The organism is Pedococcus sp. P2_A3, assembly GCF_056405035.1.
The window spans coordinates 143,566-166,084 of sequence record NZ_JBFUCW010000004.1; the positions used below are offsets into that span (position 1 = coordinate 143,566).

Genomic DNA, 22,519 nt, shown 5'->3' on the forward strand with positions numbered 1-22,519 from the left:
CTTGCCGATCCCCTCACCGGACGCGACGACCACCGCCCGGGTGGTCGTCCTTGCCGGTCCCAGCGGCGCGGGCAAGTCCCGGCTGGCTGCCCGGCTCCACGGCGCGCACGGCTGGCCGATCGTGCGGCTCGACGACTTCTACCGCAACGAGGACGACCCGGCGATGCCGCGCAGCGAGGAGCTGGGCATCGTCGACTGGGACCACCCGGACTCCTGGGACGGTGGTGCGGCCGTCGACGCCCTGAGCACGCTGGTCGCCACGGGCGAGGTCGAGACCCCGGTCTACGACATCTCCCTCAGCCGGGCGGTCGACACCGGGACCGTGCGCGCCGACCCGCACGACCTGGTCCTGGCGGAGGGCATCTTCGCGGCCGAGATCATCGGCGACCTGCGCGACCGCGGGCTGCTGGCGGGCGCCTACTGCGTCCACCACCACCGGCTGGTGACCTTCGTCTGGCGGCTGCTGCGCGACCTGTCCGAGCACCGCAAGCCACCGTGGACACTGGTGCGTCGCGGCCTGGCCCTCATGCGCGACGAACCGCGCGTCGTGGCCCGGCAGGAGGCGCTCGGAGCGGTCTCCGCGCGGGCCAAGGACCTCGAACCGCTGCTGTCCGCCCTGGCCCGCTGACCCAAGACCGCCCCAGGTCGAGCGACCCCTCCTCGCAAAACGGTGGTTGCGCTACAAAACGGGGTCTCTGGAGCCCGTTTTGTGGCGCAACCACCGTTTCGCGGATTCTCGCGGCTCGGCGCCCGGACGACACGTCCGTCGGTTAGGGTGCCAGCACGTCAGCGAGGGGGAAGTACGCACATGACCGACCCGCAGTGGGTGGCACCCGGCACCAGTGGGCCCGTGGAACCGCAGGCCACCCCGTCCGGTGGGCACCCGGCATACCCATCGCCGGCCACCCCGTCCGGTGGGCACCCGGCATACCCCCCGCAGGCCGCGCCTCCGTCCGGCTCCGCGCCGCAGGGTTTCCCGCCCGGTCCCTCCCCGCATGGTTTCCCGCCCGGCTCCGCGACGGGCCGTTCCGGGCCCCCGGTCCCGGGCCAGCCGTGGGGAGCCCACCCGGCGATGGAGTTCCGGCCGGGGGTCATCCCGCTGCGACCACTCGCCCTCGGCGACCTCTACGGCGCCGTGATCAAGGCGATCCGTGGCAACGTCGCCGCGACCATGGGTCTGGCCTTCGTCACCACGCTGATCTTCCTCGTCCCCACCACGGCGCTCGGTGCCTGGGTGGCCTCACAGGAGTCCCTCGACCTCGAGTCCACCCAGACCCTCTTCCCGGTCGCCGGCACCCTGGGATCGGTCGTCCCCTCGCTGGGCACGTCAGGGTCGGCCATCCTCCTGACGGGGTTCGTCGCCTTCGTCATCAGCCAGGCCGTGATGGGACGCAAGGTCACCGCCGGACAGACCTGGGAAGGCACGCGTGGTCGGCTGATCCCCCTCGTGGGCGCCACCATCGTCACGGGGCTGGCCATCCTGCTCGCCCTCACCGCGGTCCTCGTGCTGCCGGTGATCGCGGTCGTCGGGGCGGCCACGGCGTCCGACAACTCGGGTCTCGTGGGGGCGATCCTGCTCGCCGTCGTCGCGGCCCTGGTCGCGATCGTCCTCGTCCTGTTCCTCTCCACCCGCCTGGCCTTCGTCGGGGTCGCCGTGGTCCTCGAGAAGGTCGGCGTGGGCGAGGGCATCACCCGTTCCTGGCGGCTCACGTCGGGGAGCCAGTTCTGGCGCGTCCTGGGCATCCGCTTCCTCACCAGCATCATCGTGGGCGTCGCGGCCCAGATCCTGGCCGTCCCCCTGGGCATCATCGGCGGGGTCGGCATCGTCGCCTCGGGTGACCCGGGGAACGTCTACGTCTTCCAAGCCATCGTGGCGGGGGTGTCCGGCCTGATCACCGGCGCCTTGACGACCCCGTTCACCGCCGGGGTGGACGCCCTGCTCTACGTCGACCAGCGCATCCGCCGTGAGGGCTTCGACGTGCAGCTGATCACCGCCGCCCAGGCCGACGCCGCACGTCAGTGGCCGGGAGCCACCGCCGCGAGATGACGAGTCCGACCACCCCGTTCGCCGGGCCACCGCTCGACCCGAGCTCCCCCCAGGCCAGGCAGTGGGTGCTCGACGAGCTCGCCAAGGGTCGGTACACGACGGAGCCCTCGCTCTGGCAGCGGTTCGTCGAGTGGCTGCAGCACCTGGTCAGCGGCCAGCCGGGGGCCGGGCTGATCCCCGCCTGGGGGGCCGCCCTCGTGGTGGCCGTGGTCCTCGCGGTGGCCGCGCTCGTGATCCTGCGCCTGGTCCGCGCCGAGCCGTCGACCCGCCGCGGCCGGTCCGGGCGGGCCGTCCTCGACGACGAAGGGCTCAGCGCCGCCGACTACCGTGCCCGCGCCCGCGCAGCAAAGGCCGGTGGCGACTGGGACGCCGTGCTGCTCGACAGCTACCGGGCGCTGGCCACCTCTGCCGTCGAGCGGACGCTGCTCACGGACCTGCCCGGACGCACCGCGCACGAGGTCGCCCTGGCGCTGGCCCCGGTCTTCCCTGCCCAGGCTGCCTCCCTCGCCGCGAGCGCCACGGAGTTCGACGCCGTGCGCTACGGCCACCGCCGCACCACCCAGGCCCTGGCCACGGCCACCGCCGAGCTCGACGCCACCGTCCTGGCCGCGAGGCCGGTCCTGGGTGAGCTGGTGGGATCGTGACCCCAGCCACGCCCGCCCCCACGACACGCCCCGCCACGACGACCCTTCCCATCACACCGTCCGTTCCCGCCGCGCACGCGGCGACCCCCACCCTCGGCGGACCGCTCCCCCGGGCTGACCGCGCCACCCGCCTGCGTCGACGAGCGGTGTGGGGGCTCGTCGTCGCCGTGGGGGTGTCGGCCCTGGTCGCCATGGCCCTCGCCACGACCGCGCCCGACCAGGTCCTCGACCCCGACGACGCCGGACCCATGGGCGGCAAGGCACTCGTCGAGGTGTTGCGCGACCACGGGGTCGCCGTCGAGGTCGTCCGCTCCGCCCACGCGCTCGCCGACGCAGCTCCGGGCTCCGGCACCACGGTGGTCGTCGGCAACCCCGCCTACCTCGGCAGCGACACCACCGAGCTCCTGCGCGAGGTCACCTCCGGGGCGGACCGGCTCGTCCTCGTCGCGCCCACGGCCGAGCAGCTGGCCTCCCTCGACCTGCCCCTCACCTCCACCGGCGCGGGCACCGAGACGACGGTCACGGCCGGCTGCCGCACGACGGTCGCGCGCGCCGACGACACCGCCGCCCTGGTCGACACCCGCTTCGTGCCCGTCCAGCGTGGCGGCGGGCCGGCCGCGACGTTGTGCTTCGCGCTGCCCAACCCACGCGGCGGTGACGACCCTGCGCCCGGCGACTTCGGGTTCGGGGCCGGACTGGCCGTCGTGCCGGCCGGTGCGAGCCACCCCGAGGTCGTGGCCGTCGGCATCGGCAGTGCCTTCACCAACCGTCGGGTCGGCGAGGAGTCGCACGCCGGCCTGGCCGTTCGCGCCATGGGGCACTCCCCACGACTCGTCTGGTACCAGCCCGGGATCGCTGACGTCGCGAGCGAGAGCGGCACCGGTGGCCCATCACCCTGGCCCGACTGGCTCGCCCCGGGAGCCGTCATGCTCGGCACCGCCGTGCTCGTGCTCGCGTTCGTCCGCGGTCGCCGCATGGGGTCGCTGGCCACCGAGCCGCTGCCGGTCGTCGTCCGCGCGGTCGAGACCACCGAGAGCCGCGGCAGGATCTACCGCCGTGCCCGCGACCGTGGGCGCGCCGCCGCCGTGCTGCGACTCGGCAGCACCGAGCGCCTCGCCCGCAGGCTTGCGCTGTCACCCCACGCCGTCGACGCGGTGCAGGCTGCTGCCGCAGCCGCCTCCGGTATGCCGCCCGCCCAGGTCGCGGCGCTGCTCACCGGGCCGCCGCCCACCACCGATGTCGAGTTGCACACGTTGGCCAACGCCCTGGCCGATCTCGAGGAGAGGGTCCGCACGTCATGACCGACCAGCACCAGTTCCCACCGCCGCCGGCTCCACCAGGGGAGTCCGTGGGCACCGACGCCCCCGCGGCCGGACCCGACGCCGCGGGTGCCACCACCGCAGCCACGGCACCGGCCGTCGTGCCGCCGTCGTCGACGGGTGGACCCCCGGCCGCTGCACCCGACGCGCGCGCGGCGCTCCTCGCCGTCCGGGCCGAGGTGGCCAAGGCGGTCGTCGGCCAGGATGCAGCGGTGGCCGGCCTGCTCGTGGCGCTCCTCGCGCGGGGTCACATCCTGCTCGAGGGAGTGCCCGGCGTCGCGAAGACCCTCCTCGTGCGGAGCATCGCGGCGGCCCTCGACGTGGAGACCAAGCGGGTGCAGTTCACCCCCGACCTGATGCCCGGCGACCTCACCGGCTCTCTTGTCTACGACGCCGCGAACAGCGACTTCACCTTCCGCCCCGGACCGGTCTTCACCAACCTGCTGCTCGCCGACGAGATCAACCGCACTCCCCCGAAGACCCAGTCCGCGCTGCTGGAGGCGATGGAGGAGCGCCAGGTCAGCGTCGACGGCCGGGCCCACCCGCTGCCGCAGCCCTTCATGGTCGCGGCCACCCAGAACCCGGTCGAGTACGAAGGCACCTACCCCCTGCCGGAGGCCCAGCTCGACCGGTTCCTGCTCAAGGTGACCCTGCCCCTCCCCCCGCGCGAGGACGAGATCAACGTCCTGCGTCGGCACGCGACCGGCTTCGACCCCCGCGACCTGCGCTCCGCGGGACTTCGTCCGGTCGCCTCCGCCGCAGACCTCGCAGCCGGCGCCGCAGCGGTCCGCACCGTCGAGATCTCCGACGAGGTCACGGCATACATCGTCGACATCGCCCGGGCCACCCGGCACTCGCCGTCACTCGCGCTGGGGGTGAGCCCCCGCGGGGCCACCGCGCTCATGGCGACCTCGCGGGCGTGGGCCTGGATCAACGGTCGCGGGTTCGTCACCCCGGACGACGTCAAGGCGCTCGCCCACGCGACCCTCGCGCACCGGCTCTCGCTGCGTCCGGAGGCCGAGCTCGAAGGCGTCAGCGTCACAGCGGTCCTGGAGAGCGCGCTCGGAGCGGTGCCGGTCCCGCGCTGATGTCCCTGACCTACCGCGCCGTCGCGCTGGCCCTCCTGGGGCTGGTGCCGGTCGCCGTGTGGCCGCACGGCGACACGGTGCGCTGGTGGTGGGTCGTGATGATCGTCCTCATCGGGCTCGACGTCCTGCTCGCGTCGTCGCCGCGCGGACTCACCCTCACCCGCGAAGGTCCCGGTCAGGTGCGCCTCGGCGAGGGCACCAGCACCTCGGTCCTGGTCACCAACGGGGGCCGTCGCAGGGTGCGCGGCGCGATCCGCGACGCGTGGCCGCCCTCGGCCGGGGCCGAGGCCACGAGGCACTCCCTCGACGTCCCCGCCGGCGAACGGGTGCGGATCACGACAGCGATGCACCCCACGCGCCGCGGTGACCGGTCCGCGCACCGCGTGACGGTCCGCTCCACCGGCCCCCTCGGGCTGGCCGCCCGACAACGCTCCTTCGAGCTGGCCGGCCGCCTTCGCACCCTGCACCCCTTCCCGGCCCGCAAGCACCTGCCGAGCCGGCTGGCGGTGCTCCGCCAGCTCGACGGCCGGGCCGCGCTGCGCACCCGCGGACAGGGCACCGAGTTCGACAGCCTGCGCGAGTACGTGGACGGCGACGACGTGCGCAGCATCGACTGGCGCGCCACCGCGCGGCGCCAGCACCTCGTGGTCCGCACCTGGCAGCCCGAACAGCACCGCCGCATCGTCATCGTCGTCGACACCTCGCGCACGTCGGCGGGGCGCGTCGACGACGCGCCGCGGCTCGACGCCGCCATGGATGCCGCCCTGCTCCTGACCGCGCTGGCCGGTCACGCCCGCGACCGGGTGCAGCTGCTGGCCGGCGACCGGGTGGTGCAGGCCCGGGTCGGGGGCAGCGACCGGGCCACGCTGCTGCACGACACGATCAGCACCCTCGCCCCCGTCGAGGCCAGGCTGATCGAGGCCGACTGGGGGCTGCTGGCCACCGAGATCCGCCGGCTCGGCACGCAGCGTGCCCTCGTCGTGCTCCTCACGCCGCTCGAGTCCTCCGCCATCGAGCAGGGGCTGGTGCCGGTGCTGCCCTCCCTCAGCGCCCACCACCGCGTGGTCGTCGCGTCGGTCGCCGACCCGGCGGTCGGCCGGATGCGCACCACTCGCACGACCGTGGCCGAGGTCTACGACGCGGCCGCCGCCGAACGCACCACGGCGCTGCGCCGGCGCACGGCGGCCGCCCTGACCAGCCTCGGCGTCGACGTCCTCGACGAGCCGCCCGACCTGCTGCCGATCCGGCTGGCCGACCACTACCTCATGCTCAAGCGGCAGGGACTGCTCTGACCCTTCCTGCAACCTGGGCGCCCTCTGGGGTGCTCAGGTTGCAGGTCAGGTGGCCACGATCGCCTGGTCGCCCACGTCGCGGGCGTCGAGGTCACCCGTGGCCCCCGCGAGGTGGGCGCGGCGGCCGACCACGAAGACGTAGACGAGGAAGGTCGACTCGGCCACCACGCCGATACCGATCCGCGCCCAGGTGGGCAGCCCGGACGGCGTGACGAAACCCTCGATCGAGCCGCTGACCAGCAGCACCGCCACGAGGCCGATCGCGATGGCCACGGCGGTACGGCCCTCCGCGGCGAAGGCCTGCAGTCGGGTGCGTGGCCCGGGCTCGACCCAGGACCAGAACAGCCGCAGGCCCACGGCAGCGGCGACGAACACGGCGGTGAGCTCGAGCAGCCCGTGCGGGAGGATCAGGCCGAAGAACAGGCTGGTGCGGTCGTTGGCCATCATCAGGGCAGCGATCACCCCGACGCTCTGCACGTTGCTGAACAGCACGTAGAGGACCGGCAGACCCAGCACGCCGAGCGCGATGCACTGGGCCGCGACCCAGGCGTTGTTGACCCACACCAGGGTCGCGAACTCGTGGTGCGGGAACTCGCTGTAGTAGTGCTCGAAGTCCGTGCCGACGTAGGCGTTGATCTCGGCCGGGGTGAGCTGGCTCGTGTAGACCTCCGGGTGCCGCAGCGTCCACGCTGCGACGAGGGCGATGACGAGCACGCTCGACAGGGCCGTGCTCACCCACCACCAGCGGGTGCGGTAGAGGGCTGCGGGGAACGTCCGGGTGAAGAACCCGAGGACGTCGGACCACGTGCTGGTCCGCGTGGCCACCATGCTGACGCGCGCACGGGTCAGCAGCATCGACAGGTACGCCACCACCGACGGGTCCGGGGTCGCCGACCGGACGACCGACAGGTCGGTGGAGACCCGCTGGTAGAGGTCGAGCAGCTCGTCGCCCTCCGCGCCCGTCAGGCGACGTCGCTTGGCCAGCTCCTCGAGGCGCCCCCAGTGCCGGCTGCGTGCGGCGACATACGCATCCAGGTCCACGGCGCCACTCTATGCTTCGGCCATGAGCACGGGGGCCGGTTACCGCAGCTACGCGGGCGACGACATGGTGACGGGCGAAGGGGTCGCCGTCGAGCTGCCCATCGCCGGGGTGCCCTCCCGGGCCGCCTCCGGCATGATCGACCTGCTCGTCGCACTGGTGGTCCTGGTGGTCGGCGCCATGGCCGTCGGCGTCGTCTTCGGCGGCACCTCGTCGGCCGTGGCCCGGACCATGTCGATCCTGCTGGTCGTCGGCGTGACCGTGGCCCTCCCCGCGGTGGTCGAGACCCTCACCCGCGGACGCACCCTCGGCAAGCTCGCCCTCGGGCTCCGGGTGGTCCGCGACGACGGCGGCCCCATCACGGCGCGTCATGCGCTCACACGGGCGCTGGTCGGGTGGCCCGAGATCTACCTGCTCCTCGGCTCCGGTGCCCTGGTCTCGGCGCTGATCAGCCCGCGGGCCAAGCGGCTCGGCGACATGGCGGCGGGCACCTACGTCGTGTCGCAGCGGGCGTCGCTGCGACTGCTCCCCCCACCGGTCATGCCTCCGCCCCTGGCCCAGTGGGCGGCGGGCGCCGACCTGGCCGCCCTGCCGCCCGGTCTGGCGATCGCCGTCCGACAGTTCCTGGGGCGCGCCCAGGGCCTGAACCCCGCCTCGCGCCAGGCGCTGGGCGAGACCCTGCTGCGCTCAGTCCTCCCCCACGTCTCACCCCCGCCACCGGCCGGGTTCCATGCCGAGTACGTCCTCGCCGCCGTCATCGCAGACCGGCGTCGTCGCGATGCCGAGCGGCTGGCTCGCGAGGACCAGCGCCTCGCCCGGCTGCTCCCCCCGGACCCGTTCGACCGCTGAGGCTCAGACCGGCACGGTCGGCTGCTCGAGCGCGAGGTAGCCGGGCTTCACGATCCCCTCGATGATGGCGAGCCGCTCGTCGAACGGGATGAACGCGGACTTCATGGCGTTGATGGTCACCCAGCGCAGGTCGTCGATCGTCCACCCCGCGTCCGAGACGAGCAGGCCCATCTCCCGCGACATCGACGTGCCGCTCATCAGCCGGTTGTCGGTGTTGACGGTGACCCTGAAACGCAGTCGCTTGAGCAGCGAGATCGGGTGCAGCGCAACGGATTCCGCGGCGCCCGTCTGGACGTTGCTGCTGGGGCACATCTCGAGCGGGATGCGGGTGTCACGCACGTATGCCGCGAGCCGGCCCAGGTGCACGTCGTCCGTGTCTGCGGCGATCGCCGCCGCGACGTCGTCGCCGAAGGCCCTGTCGCCGACGGTGATGTCGTCGACGATGCGGACGCCGTGGCCGAGCCGGTCGGCGCCGCACCACTGGATCGCCTCCCAGATGCTCGGGAGCCCGAACGCCTCCCCGGCGTGGATCGTGAAGTGGGCGTTCTCGCGACGGAGGTACTCGAACGCGTCGAGGTGCCGGGTGGGCGGGAAGCCCGCCTCGGCCCCGGCGATGTCGAACCCGGCGACTCCCTGGTCGCGGTAGCGCACCGCGAGCTCGGCGATCTCGGTGCTCTTGGCCGCGTGCCGCATGGCTGTCAGCAGCGCCGTCACCCGGATCGGGGTGCCCGCCTTGGCGGCCAGCTCCTCACCCTCCCGGAACCCGGCGTTCACGGCCTCGACGACGTCCTCGAGCGCCAACCCCGCGGAGAGGTGCTGCTCGGGGGCATAGCGGCTCTCCGCGTAGACGACCCCGTCGGCGGCTAGGTCGAGCACGCATTCCCGCGCGACGCGGCGCAGCCCCTCGGCGGTCTGCATGACGGCCAGGGTGTGGTCGAAGGTCTCGAGGTAGCGCACCAGCGACCCGGAGTCGGCGCTCTCCCTGAACCACGCGCCCAGGCTGTCGGAGTCGGACGCCGGCAGCCCGGCATACCCGACCTGGTCGGCGATCTCGACGATGGTCTCGGGGCGCAGCCCACCGTCGAGGTGGTCGTGCAGCAGCGCCTTGGGGGCGCGCAGGACCTGGCTCTGCAGGCTCGAGGTGTCGGCGTCCTTGGACTCCTTGCGGCCGAAGATCACGCGCCCTCCTCCTCGTCGCGGTTCACGGTCTCCGGGCTGAACGCGGGCAGGCAGACGGCGACGTACTCGGCACCCTCGGAGCCGGTGGAGTAGCGGATTCGCTCGCCCGCGCGGGTCACGACGCTCTGGCCCGCCTCGACGCGCAGCTGGCCGCCGTCGTGGTCGACGAGGACCGCACCCGAGACGACGAGCGTGATCTCGTCGAAGTCCGGCGCCTGGAACGGCTCGGTCCAGTCGGCCGGGGCCTTCATGTGGGCCACCGAGACGGCCTCGGTGCCGGTGTTCACCCGGCCGACGTGCTCGGCGATGATCTTGCCGCCGGGGACGGGAATGGTCGTGGGGTTCGTGATCAGCTCAGGCACCCGCCCAGCCTAGTGCTGGGGGTCGGGCCGGACCGGACGGCGGGGCACACCGATCGTTGACGCCCTTGCCTGGTGCGAACGGTCGTGCTTTTATTGGCTCCATGAGCAAGGGAGACGAGACCCGCGACTCGGTGCTTCGCGTCGCCCTGGCGCAGTCGAGCCAGCTCGGCCTGCGCGGCATCACCATCGGCGGGCTCGCCGACGCGATGGAGATGTCCAAGAGCGGGCTCTTTGCCCACTTCGGGTCCAAGGAGGGGCTGCAGTCCGCTGTCATGGACTACGCCGCCGAGGCCTTCACCCAGCTCGTCGTCCGGCCCGCCCTCAAGGAACCCCGGGGCGAGCCGCGGCTGCGCACCCTCTTCGACCGCTGGCTCGGGTGGGGCGGCTACGCCGACTACGCCTTGCCCGGCGGGTGCATCTTCGTCTCGGTGGCCAGCGAGTTCGACGACGAACCCGAGGGGCCGGTCCGCAGCAAGGTCGTGCAGATCGAGCGCGACCTGCTCGACTCCATCGAGACCATCGTCCGTGGCGGCATGACCGAGGGACAGTTCTCCGACTCGGCCGACCCCGCCGCGTTCGCCCACGACCTGCTCGCCATCGTCCTGGGCTACAACTTCTCTGCTCGCCTGCTCCGCGACCCGGCCGCCGAACGACGGACCCGGGACGCGTTCGAGCGCCTGCTCGACCACATCCGCGCCTGATCACCCACCCCCAGGAGAGGTCTCGTCATGTCGGTTCAGAAAAGCACGATCGATCGTTTCTTTGGTCCCGCGCGGCGCTCCCCCGTGGCCGCGCCCCTGCCGTCCCACCCCGCCCTGCCGTCCCACCCGGCCCTGCCGGTCCGCCCGTCCCGGCCGGTCCTGCGCATCCGCCCGTCCCGGCCGGCCCTGCGCACCTCCCCGAGCGGGACCGAGGCCGTCGTCGCAGCGACCGGCCTGCCCGGGTCACCGGCCGTCCGGCAGCTGTTCGCGACGCTGGAACGACGTTCGCCCGAGCTGGGCGGGCTCGTCGCGGAGCACCTGTGGTTCCGGTTGCCGGCCAGCCCGGCGGAGGCGGTTCGTTCGGCCCGCACCCCTCGCGGCGGTGAGCCCTTCTCGGTCCGCTGGGCCCACGGGACCGTCCGCGGCCGGGTGTACGGCGACTGGGGCAACCCCACGGCATACCTCGTGCACGGGTGGGGCGGCTGGTGGCAGCAGCTCGGCGCGCACGTCGAGCCGCTGGTGGCCCGTGGCCTGTGCGTCGTCGCCTTCGACGCCCCCAGCCACGGCGACTCCGGGCCGGGGGTGCACGGTGGACGCTCGACCACCTTCGTGGAGATGGCCGAGGGGCTGGCGGCGGTGGTGGCCGAGTTCGGGCGCCCCACGCTCGTCGTGGCCCACTCCGCCGGAAGCCTTGCCGCCGTCCATGCCCTCGGGCTCGGGGTGCGACCCGACTCCCTCGTGCTCGTGGCGCCACCGGACGGGGTCGAGGCGATGCTGCCCGTCTTCGCCCGGGCGCTCGGGGTGGGCCCCCGGTCACAGGAGGTGATGGTGCGCCGGGCCGAACGTCGCGTGGGCACACCGGTGGCCGAGCTCGACCTGCTGACCATGGCCGCTCGACACCCCTCGCTGCCCCACCTGCTGGTGGTCCACGACCGCGGCGACCGGGAGGCACCGCTCGCCGGCGCCGTGCGGGTGACGAGCGCGTGGCACGGTGCACGCCTGTTTGTCACCGAGGGGCGCGGTCACCGTCGGGTGCTCTGGAGCCCCGAGGTCGTCGAGCGGGTGTCGTCCTTCGCTGCTGCGGCGGCCGACCGGGTCAGGAGATCTTCTCGATGACCAGCGGCAGCAGGTCGGGGCGCGAGCCCTCGGGGGCGATGGTGAACGCCCCGTCCAGCGACTCCAGGGCGCGCTCGAAGCGCTCCGGGGTGTCGGTGTGCAGGGTCAGCAGCTTCTCTCCGGCCCGCACCGTGGCACCCGGCTTGTAGTGCATCTCGACGCCGGCGCCGGCCTGCACCGGGTCCTCCTTGCGGGCCCGTCCGGCGCCGAGGCGCCATGCGGCGATGCCGACCTTGAGGGCGTCGAGCTGGGTCAGCACCCCGTCGCCCGGGGCCAGGACGTCCTGGCTCTCCTTGGCCACCGGGAGAGGGGCGTCGGGGTCTCCGCCCTGGGCGCGGATCATCGCCTTCCACGCGTCCATGGCGCGGCCGTCCTTGAGGGCATCGGCAGGGTCGACGTCCTCGCGTCCGGCGCACGCGAGCATCTCGCGGGCCAGCGCGAGGGTCAGCTCGACGACGTCTTCCGGCCCGCCACCGGCCAGCACCTCGACCGACTCGCGCACCTCGATCGCGTTGCCCGCGGTCAGGCCGAGCGGCACCTGCATGTTGGTCAGCATCGCCACGGTCTTCACCCCGGCGTCGGTGCCGAGGTCGACCATCGTGCGGGCCAGCTCGCGGGCGTCGTCGACGTTCTTCATGAACGCGCCGCTGCCGACCTTCACGTCGAGCACCAGGGCACCCGTGCCCTCGGCGATCTTCTTGCTCATGATGGACGACGCGATGAGCGGGATCGCCTCGACGGTGCCGGTCACGTCACGCAGGGCGTAGAGCTTCTTGTCGGCCGGGGCGAGTCCGTCGCCCGCGGCGCAGATGACGGCGCCGACGTCCTCGAGCTGCTTCATCATCGCCTCGTTGCTCATTGCCGCCCGCCAGCCCGGGATCGACTCGAGCTTGTCGAGGGTGCCGCCCGTGTGGCCGAGGCCACGACCTGAGAGCTGCGGCACCGCGACGCCGCAGGCTGCCACGAGCGGCGCCAGCGGGAGCGTGATCTTGTCGCCCACGCCACCGGTGGAGTGCTTGTCGGCGGTCGGGCGCGACAGGCCCGAGAAGTCCATCCGCTCGCCGCTGTTGATCATCGCGCCGGTCCAGCGGGAGATCTCGCGCCGGTTCATGCCGTTGAGCAGGATCGCCATCGCGAGGCTCGACATCTGCTCGTCCGCGACGGCACCGCGCGTGTAGGCGTCGATCACCCAGTCGATCTGCGCATCGGACAGCTCGCCCTTGCCCCGCTTGGCGATGATGACGTCGACGGCATCGAAGGCTTCGCTCATGGGGCCATCGTGTCAGACCCACGACCGGCCCGACCATCCGTGCCCCGGGTGGAGCGTTGGCCCCCGGCTGGACCCGGCCCATGGGCCGACTTCACGGGCTGCGCGGGGCGAAGAGCCCGGGAGAACCGGGCGATTGGCCGAATTCCGCGGGCGGGGTCGGGCGGGGTCAGGCGGGGTCAGGCGGGGTCGAGCGGGATCCGGCGGGGTCAGGCGGGGTGGTGGGCCGCGGTCAGGTTGTCGGGACCGAAGGCCTGCGGCAGCACCTCGCTCATCGGCAGCACACCCTCGGGAGTGAGCAGCAGGCACTCGGGCCCGCCGTTCTCCCAGAGCAGCTGTCGGCAGCGACCGCACGGCATCAGCGGCTGGCCGTCGCCACCCACGCACGACACCGCGACGAGCCTGCCGCCACCGGTCGCGTGCAGCGCGGAGACCATGCCGCACTCGGCGCACAACCCCACGCCGTAGGCGGCGTTCTCGACGTTGCAGCCCGCGACCACGCGGCCGTCGTCGACGATGCCGGCCACCCCGACGGGGAAGTGCGAGTACGGCGCATAGGCCTTGCCCATGATCTCGATCGCCTTGGCGCGCAAGGCTTCCCAGTCCACGTCTTCCGGAGCGGGAGGTGCGGTATGCGGCGCAGCGGGCTGCGCGGCATACCCCTCCCCCTGCTCGGACCCGAGGTCAGTGGACACCTAGCTGCCCTCGCCCTTGCGGTAGATCTGGCCGTCGGCTGCAGGCATGCGCAACCGCTGTGAGGCGAAGGCGAGGACCAGCAACGTCGTGACGTAGGGGGTGGTGCCGGTGAGCTCGGCCGGCACGGCGTCGACCGCGAAGTACCACCAGCCGACGAGGACGCCGATCACGATCGCGAGACCGCCATGGACCACTCGCTGGTTGCGGACGATCTGCCAGACGCCGACGGCGACGAGCAGCACCGCGAACAGCAACAGGAACGCGTGCACCGTGGCGCCGCCGCGGAGCTGGACGGCGTCGGTGTAGCCGAACAACGCGGCACCGGTCAGCAGTCCGCCCGGACGCCAGTTGCCGAAGATCATCGCGGCGAGGCCGATGTAGCCGCGGCCACCGGTCTGGCCGTCGCGGTAGATGTTGGCCGCGACGAGGGCCAGGAAACCTCCACCGAGCCCGGCGAGGCCGCCGGAGACGATCACGGCGAGGAACTTGTAGCGGAGCACGTTGACACCGAGCGACTCCGCCGCCACCGGGGACTCGCCCACGGACCGCAGCCGCAACCCGAACGCGGACCGCCACAGCACCCACCAGGTCGCGACGAAGAGCAGCACGGCGATGATCGTCAGGACCGACACGTGGGTGCACAGGGCGCGCAGGATGGCGGCGACGTCGCTGACGAAGAACCAGTCCTTCTTCTCCACGGTGCCCAACCCGTCGGACAGCCCGGGGATCGTGAAGTCCGGCAGGGAGTCGATGGTCGGCGACTGGGTCGGCCCACCACCGGGGAGCCCGTTGAAGAACCGGGCGGCGAGGTACTTGGCGACACCGAGGCCGATGATGTTGATGGCGACACCCGACACGATGTGGTCGACCCCGAAGGTCACCGTGGCGACGGCGTGGATCAGCCCACCGAGCATGCCCATGACGATCGCGCCGAGGACGCCGGCCCACGGGCCCATGTGGTAGCCGAAGAACCCGGCTCCCCACGTGCCGAGGATCATCATGCCCTCGAGGCCGATGTTGACCACACCAGCCCGCTCGGACCACAGGCCACCGAGACCGGCGAGGCCGATGGGCACGGCGAGGCCGATGGCCGCGGCGAGGGCACCGGACGACGCGATGTCGTCGGCGCCGGTCACCAGGCGCAGCACGGAGATGACGGCGATCGCACCGACGGCCACGATGGACCACTCGCGCAGGCCGAACCGACGACGCTTCGGGCGGTCGACGACGGCCTCCCTGCCGACCTCGAGTCCTGCGGCGCTCATGCCGGGGCTCCTTCCGTGGCGGGGGCGGCTTCTCGCTGGGCCGCCAGCTCGCGCGCGACCCTCGTCTGCTCGATGCGCTTGTCAGCCCGGCGGATCAGCTCGTAGGCGATGACGACGGCGAAGAGGATGACGCCCTGGATGATGTTGACCAGCTCCTGGGCCACGTTGGCCTGGATCTGCAGCGCATTGGACTGGACGTCGAGGAAGGCCCACAGGAGCGCGGCGAAACCGATGCCGACCGCGTTGTTGCGCCCGAGCAGGGCGATGGCGATGCCGGCGAACCCGAGCCCCGACTGGAACGTCGTGCCGTAGTTGTGGTCCTGCCCGAACAGCAGGGGCATGCCCACGAGCCCGGCGAGGGCACCCGACGCGATCATCGCCGTCATCACCATGCGGGGCACGTTCACCCCGCTCGCGACCGCGGCGCTCTCGGACCGACCGGTGGCCCGCAGGTCGAACCCGAACCGGGTCTTCCCCAGGACGAACCAGTAGAGGAGGCCGACGAGGACGGCCAGGATCAGCAACGTGTAGACGCGGTTGGTCGCGCCGGGGATCAGCTTGAAGCCCTGCAGCTGCGAGGACTCGGGGATCGTCTTGGTCTCGATGCTGTTGGAGCCCTCTCCGCGGCTGGAGACCTTGAGCAGGAGCCAGCTCACCACGCCGGTGGCGATGGCGTTGAGCATGATCGTCGAGATCACCTCGGAGACGCCGCGCTTCACCTTGAGGTATGCCGCGATGCTGGCCCACAGCCCGCCCGCCACCATGGCGACGATGATGGCGACGATGACGTTGAGCCACCCGGGGAGCCAGGCCTGGCCGGCGAAGATCGCTGCGGCGAAGGCTGCGACGCGGTACTGGCCGTCGACCCCGATGTTGAACAGGTTCATCCGGAAGCCCACCGCGACCGCGATGGCGGACAGGTAGAAGACCGACGCGGCGTTGATGATGTTGACGGTCTGCCGGGGCTTGGGCACCGCGAGGATCGTCTTCCAGACCTCTCCCACGGGGTCGCCGACGGCGACCAGCACGAGCGAGGTCACCACGAACGCGACCACCAGCGCCAGCACGGGGGCGGCCAGGCTCATCACGATCCGGCGTGGGTTGAGGCGGGTCATGCCGTCTGCTCCTTCTCACCGGCGCCGGTCATGGCCGCACCGAGGTCTTCGGCGGTCACGTGGTCCGGGTCGAACTCACCGGAGAGGCGGCCACGCAGGATGACACGGATCGTGTCGGACAAGCCGATCAGCTCCTCCAGGTCGGCAGAGATCAGGAGCACGGCCAGTCCCTTGCGACGGGCGGCCCGGATGTGGTCCCAGATGCTCGACTGGGCACCCACGTCGACACCACGGGTGGGGTGCGAGGCGATGAGGACCTTGGGCTCGTGGCTCATCTCCCGGCCGATGATGAGCTTCTGCTGGTTGCCACCCGAGAGGGACCCGGCGGTGACGAAGATCGACGGGGTGCGGACGTCGTACTCCTTGACGATCCGCTCGGTGTCGGCCTTCGCCGCGGCCGCGTCGATGAGCTGGCCCTTCACGTTCGGCGACTCGGTCTGGTGGCCGAGGATCCGGTTCTCCCACAGCGGCGCCTCGAGGAGCAGGCCGTGGCGGTGCCGGTCCTCCGGGATGTAGCCCACCCCGGCCTCACGGATCTCGCGGACGTGCCAGTCGGAGATGTCGGTGTCACCGAGGAAGACCTCGCCGGAGCTCGGCTCGCGCATCCCCATGATCACCTCGACGAGCTCGGCCTGGCCGTTGCCCTCGACCCCGGCGATCCCGAGCACCTCGCCCGCGTGGATGGTGAGGGAGATGCCGTCGAGGATCGGGCGGCCGGTGCCCCCACCGAGGACGATGTCGTCGAGCCGGAGGAGCACGCGGTCGGTGACGGTGGACTCCTCGGTCGTGGGGGACGGGAGCTCGGAGCCGACCATCAGCTCGGCGAGCTGCCGGGCGTTGACGGACGCGGGGTCGACCGTGTCGATGGTGGTGCCACGGCGGATGACCGTGATGGAGTCGGCGACCCTGAGCACCTCGTCGAGCTTGTGCGAGATGAACAGGACGGTGAGCCCTTCGTCCTTGAGCTCGGCCAGCTGGTCGAACAGCTCGTCGACCTCCTGGGGCACGAGCACCGCCGTCGGCTCGTCGAGGATCAGGGTCTTGGCCCCGCGGAACAGCACCTTGAGGATCTCGATGCGCTGGCGGGCGCCCACGCCGAGGTCGGCGACGAGCGCGTCGGGGTCGACGTCGAGCTTGTAGGCATCGGAGATGCGCTTGATCTCGCGGCGCGCGCCGTCACCGATGCCGTGCAGCTTCTCCGCGCCGAGGACGACGTTCTCGAGGACGGTGAGGTTGTCGGCCAGCATGAAGTGCTGGAAGACCATGCCGATGCCGGCCGCGATGGCGTCCGACGGCGAGTGGAGGTTGACGACCTGTCCGTTGACCTTGATGGTGCCCTCGTCGGGGCGCTGCACGCCGTACAGGATCTTCATCAGCGTGGACTTGCCCGCGCCGTTCTCCCCGACGATCGCGTGGACCGTGCCGCGGCGCACCGAGAAGGTGATGTCCTTGTTGGCGACCACCCCCGGGAACCGCTTGGTGATCCCCTCCAGCTCGACGGCCGGGGCACCACCTTCCGAGGTCGAGGTCGGGGTCAGCGCTGGAGAAGCAGTGATGGCTCACACTCCTGGTCCGGGCCCGCGACATCGCGGGCGGGTGGCGCAAATGGGGGCACATCCGACAGCGGTGGTCCGCCGGGTGCGGTGGGCGATCAGACAAGCACACGGCCCGGGTCCGACGCTACCGCGCCGCCCGGGCCGTGTGTTGCCCACATGCCCTACAAAGGGCCCTTCAACAGCAAGGTTGATCAGGGGGTGACAGGCACCTTGATCTCGCCGGAGATGATCTTGGCCTTGAAGTCGTCGAGCTTGGCCTTGATGTCGTCGATCTGACCACCGGTCGTGGAGTAGTCCACGCCGCCGGCCTTGAGGTCGTAGATGTTGTTGCCCGTGAGCTCCTTGCCCTCGGACGCCGACTTGATGAAGTCGTACACCGCGACGTCGACCTTCTTGATCATGGACGTCATGATGACCGAGCGCACTGCAGCGGGGGCGGTGAGGGCCTGGTCGGAGTCGACACCGATCGCGAGCTTGCCCGCGGCCTTGGCTGCCGTGAAGACGCCACCACCGGAGCCACCGGCAGCGTGGTAGACCACGTCGGCGCCCTTCTGGTACATGCCGTCAGCGGCGGTCTTGCCCTTGGCCGGGTCACCGAAGCCGCTGAAGTCCGGCGGCTGGGTGAGGTACTGGGAGTCGATCTTGATGGCCGGGTTCACGGCCTTCGCGCCGGCGATGTAGCCCGCCTCGAACTTCTTGATCAGCGGGACGTTGACGCCACCGACGAAGYCGATGTGACCGGTCTTGGACTTCAGGGCAGCCGCCGCACCGACGAGGAACGAGCCCTCGTTCTCGGCGAAGGTGATCTGGTCGACGTTCGGGCCCTTGGAGTCGTCCGACGCGTCGTCGACGATGGCGAAGTGCACGTCGGGGTTGTCCTTGGCGGCCTTGCCGACCGACTTCGCGTAGGCGAAGCCCACTGCGACGACGTGGGTGTAACCGGCGTCGACGAGCTGCTGGAGACGCTCCTCGCGGGCGGCCTCGTTCTCGCCGTTGACCGCGGCGGCTTCCTTGGTGTCCACGCCGAGCTCGGACTTGGCCTTGTCCAGACCCGCCGCTGCGGAGTCGTTGAAGGACTGGTCACCACGGCCGCCGACGTCGTAGGCCATGCCGACCTTGATCGTGGCCTTCTTGGTCGTGCTCGAGCTGGAACCGCTGGACCCCGAGCCATCGCCCGAGTCACCACATGCGGCGAGGGTCAGTGCTGCCACCGACATCACCGCTGCAACCTTCATCGTGTGACGCAAGGCTGTCTCCTGTTCTTTGGTATGCATGAGGCGCTCTGGTGCGCCACTAGGCCGTGAGGATAGCCCGACGAACCAAGTCGTTCGTCAGCCTTGGAGTACTTGGGGCACAAACCGTTACCGATCCGCGACTGTCACTCATGCAGGTGCAGGAGCTGCGGCCCGCGTCTTGACCACACCGGCGACGACGGCACCTGCGAGCAGCCGCGCTCCCTGGACCACGGAGCCCTCGTCGACCACGAGGTCGCCCTGGTGCAGGTCGTAGGTGGGGCCGCCGGGCGTGCGGGTGCCCAGCCGGGCCATCGCGCCGGGCACCTGGCGCAGGTACCACGCGAAGTCCTCGCCGCCGAGCGACTGGGGCGTGCCGACGGCCACGAGACCGGTGCCCTCGACCGCCGCCCGGAGGACCTCGATCGCCTCCAGGTCGTTGACGACGGGCGGCACCCCCTGGACGTGCTCGAGGACTGCCGTCACGGCATACGGGGCCACGACGTGCTGGACCGCCTCGGCGAGGAGGGGGCCGATCGTCGTCCAGGCCTGCGCGTCGAGCATGCGCAGCGTGCCGGCGATGGCACCGCTCGAGGGGATGACGTTGGCCGCCTGGCCGGCGTGCACCTCGCCCCAGACCAGCGCGAAGGCGGTGCGGGGGTCGAGCCGTCGGGACAGCACGGCGGGCAGCTCGGTGACCACCTTGGCGAGGGCGAAGGTGAGGTCCTCGGTGAGGTGGGGGCGCGAGGTGTGGCCACCGCGACCGCTCAGGTGGACGCTGACGCGGTCGGCCGCCGCGGTGATGGGGCCCTCGCGCAGGCCCACGCTGCCCACGTCGAGGCTGGGGTCGCAGTGCACGGCGAAGATGGCGTCGACTCCGTCGAGCGCCCCCTCCGCGATCAGGTCGACGGCGCCGCCGGGGATGACCTCCTCGGCGGGCTGGAACAGCAGCCGCACGCCGATGCCCTGCTCGCGCAGTGCCTCCTCCTGCTGCTTGAGCGCCAGACCGGCGCCGACGAGGGCCGCGATGTGCACGTCGTGCCCGCAGGCGTGGCAGATGCCCTCGGTGGTCGAGGCCCACGGCAGGCCGGTGCGCTCCCCCACCGGCAGGGCGTCGAGGTCGGCCCGCAGCGCCACGCGGTAGGCCGGCTGCTCCGCGCCGAGGTCTGCGACGAGTCCGCTCACGGGAAGGGTGCGCAGGGCGATCCCGGCAGCGGTCAGCCGCTCGGCGACCGCCGCGGTCGTGCGGGCCTCGCCGCGGGAGAGCTCCGGGTGGGCGTGCACGTCGTGCTGGAGGTCGAGAAGCTCCGGGGCGAGGGCGTCGATGGTGGCGCACAGCGCCATCAGGAGGTTGTCGGTCATGTCAGCGCGCACTCTACTCGCGGCGTCGGCGGGTCTTTGAGCGATCCAACGGGTCCTGGTCCGTCGGATCGCTCAAAGACTCGGGTTGGGGCGGGGTTAGAACGTCTCGCGCGGGACGTAGAGCCCCCAGACGTCGCGCAGCGCGTGGCTGACCTCGCCGCCGGTGGCGCGCAGCCGCAGGGCCTCGCGCATGGGGTAGAGCAGGTTGTCGGTGCCGCGGGCCGCCTCGCGGACCGCCTCGAGAGCGGCCTCGACGGCGGCGTTGTCGCGTTCGGCCCGCAGCGCGGCGAGCCGCTCGCGCTGGTCGTGCTCGATCTGGGGGTCGACCCGCAGCGGCTCGTAGGGCTCCTCCTCGTCGAGGGCGAACCGGTTGAGCCCGACGACGGTGCGCTGCTTGCTGTCGATCTCGAGCGCGATGCGGTAGGCCGACCGCTCGATCTCGGACTTCTGGAACCCCTGCTCGATCGCGGCGACCGCTCCCCCGCGGTCCTCGACGGCCTGGATCAGGTCGAGCGCGGCGGCCTCGACGTCGTCGGTCATCGACTCGACGACGTAGGACCCGGCGAACGGGTCGACGGTCTTGGTCACGTCGGTCTCGTAGGCGATGACCTGCTGGGTGCGCAGGGCGAGGCGGGCGGCCTTCTGGGTCGGGAGCGCGATCGCCTCGTCGAAGGAGTTGGTGTGCAGCGACTGGGTGCCACCGAGCACTGCGCCGAGGCCCTGGAGCGCCACCCGGACGAGGTTGACCTCGGGCTGCTGGGCGGTCAGCTGCACCCCGGCGGTCTGGGTGTGGAACCGCAGCATCTGGCTCTTGGGGTTCTTCGCCCCGAACTCGTCACGCATGATCCGCGCCCAGATCCGGCGGGCGGCCCGGAACTTCGCGACCTCCTCCAACAGGGTCGTCCGCGCCACGAAGAAGAACGACAGCCGCGGGGCGAAGTCATCCACGTCGAGCCCAGCAGCCTGGGCCGCTCGCACGTACTCCTTGGCGTTGGCCAGGGTGAAGGCGATCTCCTGCGCGGGCGTCGCCCCGGCCTCGGCCATGTGGTAGCCGCTGATGGAGATGGTGTTCCAGCGCGGCAGCTCCTTGTGGCAGTAGGCGAAGATGTCGCTGATCAGCCGCAGCGACTCCTTCGGCGGGTAGATGTAGGTGCCGCGCGCGATGTACTCCTTGAGCACGTCGTTCTGGATCGTGCCGGCCAGCCGCGACGCGTCGGCGCCGTTCTCCTCGGCGACCAGCTGGTACATCAGCAGCAGGGTCGCGGCGGGCGCGTTGATCGTCATCGACGTCGACAGGTCACCGAGCGGGAGCCCCCCGAAGAGGGTGCGCATGTCGTCGATCGAGTCGATCGCGACGCCCACCTTGCCGACCTCGCCGTGGGCGATGGCCTCGTCGGAGTCGTACCCCATCTGGGTCGGCAGGTCGAAGGCGACGGACAGCCCGCCGGTGCCGTTCGCGACGAGCTCGTGGTAGCGCTCGTTGGACTCCTTCGCGGTGCCGAACCCGGCGTACTGCCGCATCGTCCACGGACGCCCGGTGTACATGTTCGGGTAGACACCCCGGGTGTAGGGGAACTCCCCGGGCGCACCGAGCTGGGAGTCGGCGTCGAAGTCCGCGAGGTCGCCCGCGGCATACACGGGCTTGATCGGGAGGTCGGACTCCGTGCGGGTCTGCAAGCGGTCTTCGGGGACGTCGGCGGCCATGCCGCCCACGATAGTGAGCCGGTATGCCGCGTGGTCGCCGCTCGTGGCCCACCTCACCGTGGGCTCGGTCACCCCCGGGCGGCGGCGGCTTCTCATGCAAAAGGCGAGTTAGCGCCATCGGACTCGGCGCTAACTCGCCTTTTGCATGAGAGAGCGTCGGTGTGGTGCGGTCAGTAGCCGAGCTCGGCGCGGCGCTTGTCCCAGCGGTCGGAGAGCTGCTGCATCTCCTCGGTCACGAACTCGAGGAAGGCCACGCTGAGGGCCAGCCGGTCGCCGGCCGTCGTGCCCCGGCCGCCGACCTGGTCGACGCCCTCGCGCAGCGTCTGGGTGAGCGGGGCGTAGATGTTGGCCGAGTTCATCATCACGTCGTGCCACGCGTCATCGGCGACGACGTAGACGTCACGCCGGCTGCCCTGCTCGCGCTCCCGGTGGATCATCCGCATCTGCTGCAGCGAGCGCACCGCACCCGACACCGACGCCGGGCTGACCGCGAGCACCTCCCCGAGCTCGGCTGCCGTCATCCGGCCGTCGTCGTCGGCCAGCAGTGCGGCGAAGACCCGCGAGGGGAGGCGCTGCATCCCCGCCGCGGTCAGGGCCGACCCGAAGCGCTCGACGAACCGTGCCGGGTCGGCGGCGGCGGCGGCGGGAGAGGGGACCATGAAGGGAGTTTAGATCATTCAGAGATT

Annotated in this window: 21 protein-coding genes; 9 read left to right on the top strand and 12 right to left on the bottom strand. The window is 71.8% G+C overall.

Annotated features, from left to right (window positions below):
- The first annotated feature begins 1 nt into the window (after position 1).
- The 6 genes from AC1DX8_RS05045 (at position 2) to AC1DX8_RS05070 (ending at position 6,390) form a co-directional block, all read left to right on the top strand.
- Complete coding sequence (locus AC1DX8_RS05045) at positions 2–628, top strand: uridine kinase family protein (RefSeq protein ID WP_477628821.1); 627 nt, start codon at positions 2–4, stop codon at positions 626–628.
- A gap of 180 nt (positions 629–808) precedes the next feature.
- A complete protein-coding gene (locus tag AC1DX8_RS05050; protein ID WP_477628822.1) occupies positions 809–2,047 on the top strand; it encodes a DUF7847 domain-containing protein in 1,239 nt (412 codons plus the stop codon).
- Positions 2,044–2,691: a DUF4129 domain-containing protein gene (locus tag AC1DX8_RS05055; RefSeq protein ID WP_477628823.1), complete on the top strand. Its 648-nt coding sequence runs from the start codon at positions 2,044–2,046 to the stop codon at positions 2,689–2,691. Before AC1DX8_RS05050 ends, AC1DX8_RS05055 begins: the two co-directional genes overlap by 4 nt.
- Positions 2,688–3,992, top strand: a complete 1,305-nt coding sequence (locus tag AC1DX8_RS05060; protein WP_477628824.1) for a DUF4350 domain-containing protein — start codon at positions 2,688–2,690, stop codon at positions 3,990–3,992. The genes AC1DX8_RS05055 and AC1DX8_RS05060 overlap by 4 nt, the downstream gene beginning before the upstream one ends.
- Positions 3,989–5,098 (top strand): AAA family ATPase, encoded by a 1,110-nt coding sequence (locus tag AC1DX8_RS05065; RefSeq protein WP_477628825.1) that lies wholly within the window; start codon positions 3,989–3,991, stop codon positions 5,096–5,098. Before AC1DX8_RS05060 ends, AC1DX8_RS05065 begins: the two co-directional genes overlap by 4 nt.
- Positions 5,098–6,390 carry a DUF58 domain-containing protein gene (locus AC1DX8_RS05070; protein ID WP_477628826.1) on the top strand — a complete coding sequence of 431 codons (1,293 nt, stop codon included), beginning with the start codon at positions 5,098–5,100 and terminating at the stop codon, positions 6,388–6,390. The genes AC1DX8_RS05065 and AC1DX8_RS05070 overlap by 1 nt, the downstream gene beginning before the upstream one ends.
- A 45-nt stretch (positions 6,391–6,435) precedes the next feature.
- Here the strand turns inward: AC1DX8_RS05070 and AC1DX8_RS05075 are convergent, their stop codons facing one another.
- A complete protein-coding gene (locus AC1DX8_RS05075) occupies positions 6,436–7,431 on the bottom strand; it encodes a stage II sporulation protein M (protein WP_477628827.1) in 996 nt (331 codons plus the stop codon).
- Between the two features lie 22 nt (positions 7,432–7,453).
- Here AC1DX8_RS05075 and AC1DX8_RS05080 point away from each other — a divergent pair, with 22 nt between their 5' ends.
- Positions 7,454–8,278, top strand: a complete 825-nt coding sequence (locus AC1DX8_RS05080) for an RDD family protein (protein ID WP_477628828.1) — start codon at positions 7,454–7,456, stop codon at positions 8,276–8,278.
- Between the two features lie 3 nt (positions 8,279–8,281).
- Here AC1DX8_RS05080 and AC1DX8_RS05085 read toward each other — a convergent pair whose 3' ends face one another.
- The gene (locus AC1DX8_RS05085) at positions 8,282–9,454 is read right to left on the bottom strand and encodes an adenosine deaminase (RefSeq protein ID WP_477628874.1); all 1,173 of its coding nucleotides are present in this window, start codon (positions 9,452–9,454) and stop codon (positions 8,282–8,284) included.
- The gene (locus AC1DX8_RS05090; protein ID WP_477628829.1) at positions 9,454–9,819 is read right to left on the bottom strand and encodes a cupin domain-containing protein; all 366 of its coding nucleotides are present in this window, start codon (positions 9,817–9,819) and stop codon (positions 9,454–9,456) included. Before AC1DX8_RS05090 ends, AC1DX8_RS05085 begins: the two co-directional genes overlap by 1 nt.
- A gap of 101 nt (positions 9,820–9,920) precedes the next feature.
- Between AC1DX8_RS05090 and AC1DX8_RS05095 the strand changes: the two genes are divergently transcribed.
- Complete coding sequence (locus tag AC1DX8_RS05095; RefSeq protein WP_477628830.1) at positions 9,921–10,520, top strand: TetR/AcrR family transcriptional regulator; 600 nt, start codon at positions 9,921–9,923, stop codon at positions 10,518–10,520.
- Positions 10,521–10,604: 84 nt separating this feature from the next.
- Positions 10,605–11,636 (top strand): alpha/beta hydrolase, encoded by a 1,032-nt coding sequence (locus tag AC1DX8_RS05100; RefSeq protein WP_477628831.1) that lies wholly within the window; start codon positions 10,605–10,607, stop codon positions 11,634–11,636.
- On the opposite strand, the gene AC1DX8_RS05105 is transcribed toward AC1DX8_RS05100, so the two are convergent.
- The 9 genes from AC1DX8_RS05105 to AC1DX8_RS05145 all read right to left on the bottom strand — a co-directional run bounded on the left by AC1DX8_RS05105 (position 11,617) and on the right by AC1DX8_RS05145 (position 22,492).
- Positions 11,617–12,906 carry a thymidine phosphorylase gene (locus tag AC1DX8_RS05105; RefSeq protein WP_477628832.1) on the bottom strand — a complete coding sequence of 430 codons (1,290 nt, stop codon included), beginning with the start codon at positions 12,904–12,906 and terminating at the stop codon, positions 11,617–11,619. The genes AC1DX8_RS05100 and AC1DX8_RS05105 overlap by 20 nt on opposite strands.
- Before the next feature lie 206 nt (positions 12,907–13,112).
- A complete protein-coding gene (locus tag AC1DX8_RS05110) occupies positions 13,113–13,511 on the bottom strand; it encodes a cytidine deaminase (RefSeq protein ID WP_477628875.1) in 399 nt (132 codons plus the stop codon).
- 87 nt (positions 13,512–13,598) lie between these two features.
- A complete protein-coding gene (locus AC1DX8_RS05115) occupies positions 13,599–14,864 on the bottom strand; it encodes an ABC transporter permease (RefSeq protein ID WP_477628833.1) in 1,266 nt (421 codons plus the stop codon).
- Complete coding sequence (locus AC1DX8_RS05120) at positions 14,861–15,979, bottom strand: ABC transporter permease (RefSeq protein ID WP_477628834.1); 1,119 nt, start codon at positions 15,977–15,979, stop codon at positions 14,861–14,863. Before AC1DX8_RS05120 ends, AC1DX8_RS05115 begins: the two co-directional genes overlap by 4 nt.
- Positions 15,976–17,442: an ABC transporter ATP-binding protein gene (locus AC1DX8_RS05125; protein WP_477628835.1), complete on the bottom strand. Its 1,467-nt coding sequence runs from the start codon at positions 17,440–17,442 to the stop codon at positions 15,976–15,978. Before AC1DX8_RS05125 ends, AC1DX8_RS05120 begins: the two co-directional genes overlap by 4 nt.
- Positions 17,443–17,726: 284 nt before the next feature.
- Positions 17,727–18,770, bottom strand: coding sequence for a BMP family lipoprotein (locus AC1DX8_RS05130; RefSeq protein WP_477628836.1), 1,044 nt, complete (start codon positions 18,768–18,770; stop codon positions 17,727–17,729).
- A gap of 147 nt (positions 18,771–18,917) precedes the next feature.
- Entirely contained in the window at positions 18,918–20,129 is a 1,212-nt protein-coding gene (locus AC1DX8_RS05135; RefSeq protein WP_477628837.1) for an amidohydrolase, read from the bottom strand.
- Positions 20,130–20,225: 96 nt separating this feature from the next.
- Positions 20,226–21,833: an acyl-CoA mutase large subunit family protein gene (locus AC1DX8_RS05140; RefSeq protein WP_477628838.1), complete on the bottom strand. Its 1,608-nt coding sequence runs from the start codon at positions 21,831–21,833 to the stop codon at positions 20,226–20,228.
- A 170-nt stretch (positions 21,834–22,003) separates the two neighbouring features.
- Positions 22,004–22,492, bottom strand: coding sequence for a GbsR/MarR family transcriptional regulator (locus AC1DX8_RS05145; RefSeq protein ID WP_477628839.1), 489 nt, complete (start codon positions 22,490–22,492; stop codon positions 22,004–22,006).
- Positions 22,493–22,519: the final 27 nt, after the last annotated feature.

Coding starts and splice junctions, on each gene's coding strand:
- AC1DX8_RS05105 (WP_477628832.1), bottom strand. CDS start 12,906: ATGAGCGAAGCCTTCGATGCCGTCGACGTCATCATCGCCAAGCGGGGC.
- AC1DX8_RS05070 (WP_477628826.1), top strand. CDS start 5,098: ATGTCCCTGACCTACCGCGCCGTCGCGCTGGCCCTCCTGGGGCTGGTG.
- AC1DX8_RS05145 (WP_477628839.1), bottom strand. CDS start 22,492: ATGGTCCCCTCTCCCGCCGCCGCCGCCGCCGACCCGGCACGGTTCGTC.
- AC1DX8_RS05050 (WP_477628822.1), top strand. CDS start 809: ATGACCGACCCGCAGTGGGTGGCACCCGGCACCAGTGGGCCCGTGGAA.
- AC1DX8_RS05055 (WP_477628823.1), top strand. CDS start 2,044: ATGACGAGTCCGACCACCCCGTTCGCCGGGCCACCGCTCGACCCGAGC.
- AC1DX8_RS05065 (WP_477628825.1), top strand. CDS start 3,989: ATGACCGACCAGCACCAGTTCCCACCGCCGCCGGCTCCACCAGGGGAG.
- AC1DX8_RS05120 (WP_477628834.1), bottom strand. CDS start 15,979: ATGACCCGCCTCAACCCACGCCGGATCGTGATGAGCCTGGCCGCCCCC.
- AC1DX8_RS05140 (WP_477628838.1), bottom strand. CDS start 21,833: ATGGCCGCCGACGTCCCCGAAGACCGCTTGCAGACCCGCACGGAGTCC.
- AC1DX8_RS05115 (WP_477628833.1), bottom strand. CDS start 14,864: ATGAGCGCCGCAGGACTCGAGGTCGGCAGGGAGGCCGTCGTCGACCGC.
- AC1DX8_RS05135 (WP_477628837.1), bottom strand. CDS start 20,129: ATGACCGACAACCTCCTGATGGCGCTGTGCGCCACCATCGACGCCCTC.
- AC1DX8_RS05080 (WP_477628828.1), top strand. CDS start 7,454: ATGAGCACGGGGGCCGGTTACCGCAGCTACGCGGGCGACGACATGGTG.
- AC1DX8_RS05095 (WP_477628830.1), top strand. CDS start 9,921: ATGAGCAAGGGAGACGAGACCCGCGACTCGGTGCTTCGCGTCGCCCTG.